This is a genomic window from Nitrospinota bacterium (assembly GCA_009873635.1).
In the GTDB taxonomy this organism is placed as follows: domain Bacteria; phylum Nitrospinota; class Nitrospinia; order Nitrospinales; family VA-1; genus LS-NOB.
Genome location: WAHY01000003.1, coordinates 1 through 3,642, shown reverse-complemented (window position 1 = coordinate 3,642; position 3,642 = coordinate 1). Strand labels below are relative to the sequence as shown.

The 3,642-nt window shown below is 43.1% G+C and carries 6 protein-coding genes; 5 read left to right on the top strand and 1 reads right to left on the bottom strand.

Annotated elements, in window-relative coordinates; translation table 11 throughout:
- The 5 genes from F3741_02710 to F3741_02690 form a co-directional block, all read left to right on the top strand.
- Positions 1 to 129: uracil-DNA glycosylase (locus F3741_02710; GenBank protein MZG29710.1), on the top strand; the 129-nt coding region annotated here is incomplete at its 5' end.
- 154 nt (positions 130 to 283) lie between these two features.
- Complete coding sequence (locus F3741_02705; GenBank protein ID MZG29709.1) at positions 284 to 640, top strand: hypothetical protein; 357 nt, start codon at positions 284 to 286, stop codon at positions 638 to 640.
- Positions 637 to 1,584 (top strand): aldo/keto reductase, encoded by a 948-nt coding sequence (locus F3741_02700; GenBank protein MZG29708.1) that lies wholly within the window; start codon positions 637 to 639, stop codon positions 1,582 to 1,584. Before F3741_02705 ends, F3741_02700 begins: the two co-directional genes overlap by 4 nt.
- Positions 1,585 to 1,896 carry a hypothetical protein gene (locus F3741_02695; GenBank protein ID MZG29707.1) on the top strand — a complete coding sequence of 104 codons (312 nt, stop codon included), beginning with the start codon at positions 1,585 to 1,587 and terminating at the stop codon, positions 1,894 to 1,896.
- Between the two features lie 312 nt (positions 1,897 to 2,208).
- Positions 2,209 to 2,673: a hypothetical protein gene (locus tag F3741_02690; GenBank protein ID MZG29706.1), complete on the top strand. Its 465-nt coding sequence runs from the start codon at positions 2,209 to 2,211 to the stop codon at positions 2,671 to 2,673.
- Positions 2,674 to 2,878: 205 nt separating this feature from the next.
- On the opposite strand, the gene F3741_02685 is transcribed toward F3741_02690, so the two are convergent.
- The coding region (locus tag F3741_02685; protein ID MZG29705.1) for an FtsX-like permease family protein at positions 2,879 to 3,642 on the bottom strand (764 nt) is incomplete at its 5' end.

Sequence of the window (3,642 nt, the reverse complement as noted above, 5' to 3'; positions counted from 1 at the left end):
AATGTTGCTAAAGCTATTATCACTCCGGACTTTAAACTATTTCCTCTATACCACCCCAGTCCCCGTGTTACCAACTGGAAGCGTCCTTTAGCTCAGCAAAAAAAGGATTTCAGAAAAATACCAGTGTAATTTTCACCTTTTATGGTTTCATCATATACTTTTTGCAAAGATTGTTTCTGACAACTATGCAATATTCCTTCACCCTTTCCAGCAAATCAGGCATTGAACCAAAGTAATCAGTGTATTAACTCTTTGATTCGGTGATTGCAGGAGCTTGACAAATATGAAGGGGAATTTTATCTATATAGTAGATAAAGAACCTTTATGCGAAGAAAGGCTTGCCATGAGTTATAACAATCATTTTTCAAATAGTTTTTTCTCACAAAGCCATAAAACACTAACATGGGGAACATTTGTTTTTGGTGGAACTCTGTTATTGCTGGCAGTTCTTATTTTTGCTTATCCCGCATTAATTGCCTACTTCTTTGCCGGGGCCATCCTTTTAGCAGGAATCTTGATCCTGAGTGTCGCCTGTAAACTCTGGCAGTTCCGTAAAAATGTTTCTCGTTTGGAGAATTGGTCGGTTGACAACAACAGAGGGTATAAGACTCGTGTTACTTATTCCAGGTGGTATGTGTGATCTATGACCGGATAAAAGGTATAGATAAAGACTGGAGCCGGATAACTCTCGGATGCTGGCAAATAGCACCCAGTGGAGGATGGGGGGATATTTGCCCTGCCAACGAAGCCGAAAAAGTTGTTCATTCCGCTCTTGATCATGGCATCACTGCTTTCGATACTGCGGAAGGTTATGGAGATGGAGAATCAGAGCGCAGGTTGGGCAAAGCCCTGGGGTCGCATAAAAATTCCGTCATCATCATATCGAAAATCTGGCCTGATGCAGAACTAACTCTTAAAGCCTACCAGAAACGTCTGGAAGATTCGCTGAAAGCGTTGGACAGGGAATATGTGGATCTCTACCTGATTCACTGGCCGGGGAGTTATTTCAATACTCAAGATAAAAGTGCCCGGCTTGCCGAGTTTATGGACTCGATCAAAAAAAGTGGAAAAGCCACAACAGTGGGTCTTTCAAATTTCCAGTCCCATGATTTAACCCTGCTGGGCAATAAGCTCAATAAATTTTCTATGAATCAGGTGCCCTACAGTCTGCTTGACAGGGCTTATGAAGGGAAAACCCTAAGCCTCTGCAAAAATGCAGATATCCCTTACATGGTCTTCTCACCCACTGCGCAAGGTTTGCTGGCAAGGCCCATGAACAGGGAAGACCTTGAAATGCCCACGCGAAAACACCATTTCCTTTATCAAAAGCAGGTTTATCCACATGCCAGAAAAGTATGGGAAACCGTCCGCGATATCGCCTCAGAGCTGGGACGAAAACCTGTCGAAGTCGCATTAGCCTGGGTGTTTACCCGTGAGAATATTTTCACTGCTATTGTCGGCACCCGCAAACCTGAACAGGTGCGGGAATTTTCACAATCTACTGATCTGAAATTGAATCCCAATCATTTACAACGCCTGACATCAGCAAGCGACGCGTTTCCTATGGTCAAAAAGGGACACTGAATGAATGAGATCTGGGAAGAGCCAAAGGAAGAGGATGGCCTGACTCTGGGTCCCGAAGAAGCCCTGCAAAGAGAAATAGAAAAATCCAAAACCCTTAAAGTGGAAAAACTGCGCCTGAAGGACGAGATCGCAAATCTTAAAGACGAAAAAAACGACCTCGTGCAGAAAAACCAGGAACTCCGGGAAAGGCTCTCAAGTCTGGATAACTCGGAAACCAAAACCGGGGAAAAAACATTCTACTATCCAAATAACCTGATTATTGCCCTGGTTATTGGTTTTTTAGCCCTGCTTTGGATCATAAGCCGAAACTGAAACATTCACTAAATGTATAGAAAATATAGACATTTTCTGATAAAATTCGCATCAGGATAAAGAAATATTGAATCTTTATTGAAGCTACCACCATCCTATAAATGCTTCCTCTGGTTAATAGGGGAGCCATGTTTTCTCTTGATTCCTTAATTTTTTTCGTATTTTTGCCCCATAAAAGGAAACCTCTATTAATTTCACTGATTAACTTATTATAAGTGCAACTTATTAAAATAAATCATGCTCAAAGCATCAAAGTTTAGAACGGTCAATAATAACTGAAAATATCAACCAATGTACTGAGAGGAAAACCAAATGTGGGTATTTGAATTTTTTCATGTAATCATCGGGATTTTATGGATTGGATTATTGTACTTTTTTAATCTGGTTCAAGTTCAATCTATGCCTAAAATGGTTGAGGCAGGTGCCGGTAAACCCTATACCCAGATCATCCTGCCTCGTGCCCTGTTCCTGTTCCGCCACGCTGCACTATGGACTGTAATCACCGGTATTGCTTATTACATGGCAGGCCGGGGAACTGTTCAGGGAATTCCTAGTGGAGAAATCATGATAGGCATGTTGCTGGGTATCATCATGGCCGGAAACGTATGGTTCATAATCTGGCCTAACCAGAAAAAAATCATTGCTGGCGAACTGGAAGGGGATGCTCTGAATAAAGCGAAAAGAATGGCGTTTCTTGCCAGCAGGACCAATGCCTGGCTTTCAATACCCATGTTGATAGGAATGATTTCTGCCAACCATGGCGGAATCATGTTCTAGCCACCAGGAGTCGTTCAAAGTTTCACCAATACCCTCTGGGAAGGGGGTTTGGGAGTCTGGCCAATAAGCCGGCTCCTTACAAGTCCTGCAGTATGCAGGCAAACTTTGTGTAGCATTTAGTCTTTACTCACAGTAAAAGAGGGTTCGTCCACTGTCAAGGGGACGAACCCTTTTTTATCTGGGAAGCTAACTGTGGTTCGTATCATCACTCAACTGTAAGAGCTACCATTGGGTCGAGTTTGGAAGCTTTGACGGCAGGAAAGACTCCAAATAAAACACCGATACCCGCACAGGCCCAGCTCGCAGTCCAGATAGAGTTAGGGTCAAGGATAAGAGTCCAGCTACCCCAATGAGTCAATCCAAGGGTCAACCCCACTCCCAAAACAATGCCCATACCGCCACCAAAGAAGCCAATGATCAATGACTCATATAGAAACTGACGGACAATATCTTTTCGGGTAGCCCCCACCGCTCTCCGTATTCCAATTTCCCTGGTGCGCTCCTTCACTGAAATCAACATCACCGCCAGAATACCGATGCCTCCGACCAGTAAGGATATTGCCGCCACACCAACGATCAACTTTGTAAATAATTCGGTGGTTTCCTTTTTCAATTCTTCCAGATCCAATTGAGTGATAAGGGTAAAATCGTCATTACGATCATCAGTGAGTTTGTGGTTTTCCCTGAGAAGGTCACGGATTTTTTCCGAAGCGGTTGTTATGCTTTGCCTCGAAGCTGCTTTGACAAAAATCCGGCTGACAAATTTCTGGTTGACGATGCGTCGTAAATAGGTCGAAAGCGGAATTAATATCAAGTCATCCTGGTCTAATCCATTGGTATCCACACCTTTTGGTTCAAACACACCTATGATTTTAAAGGGAATGAAATGTACTTTAACCACCCGCCCTAGAGGATCTTCTTCTCCAAAAAGATTCTTAACTGTTGTCTTTCCAATAATCGCAACACGGT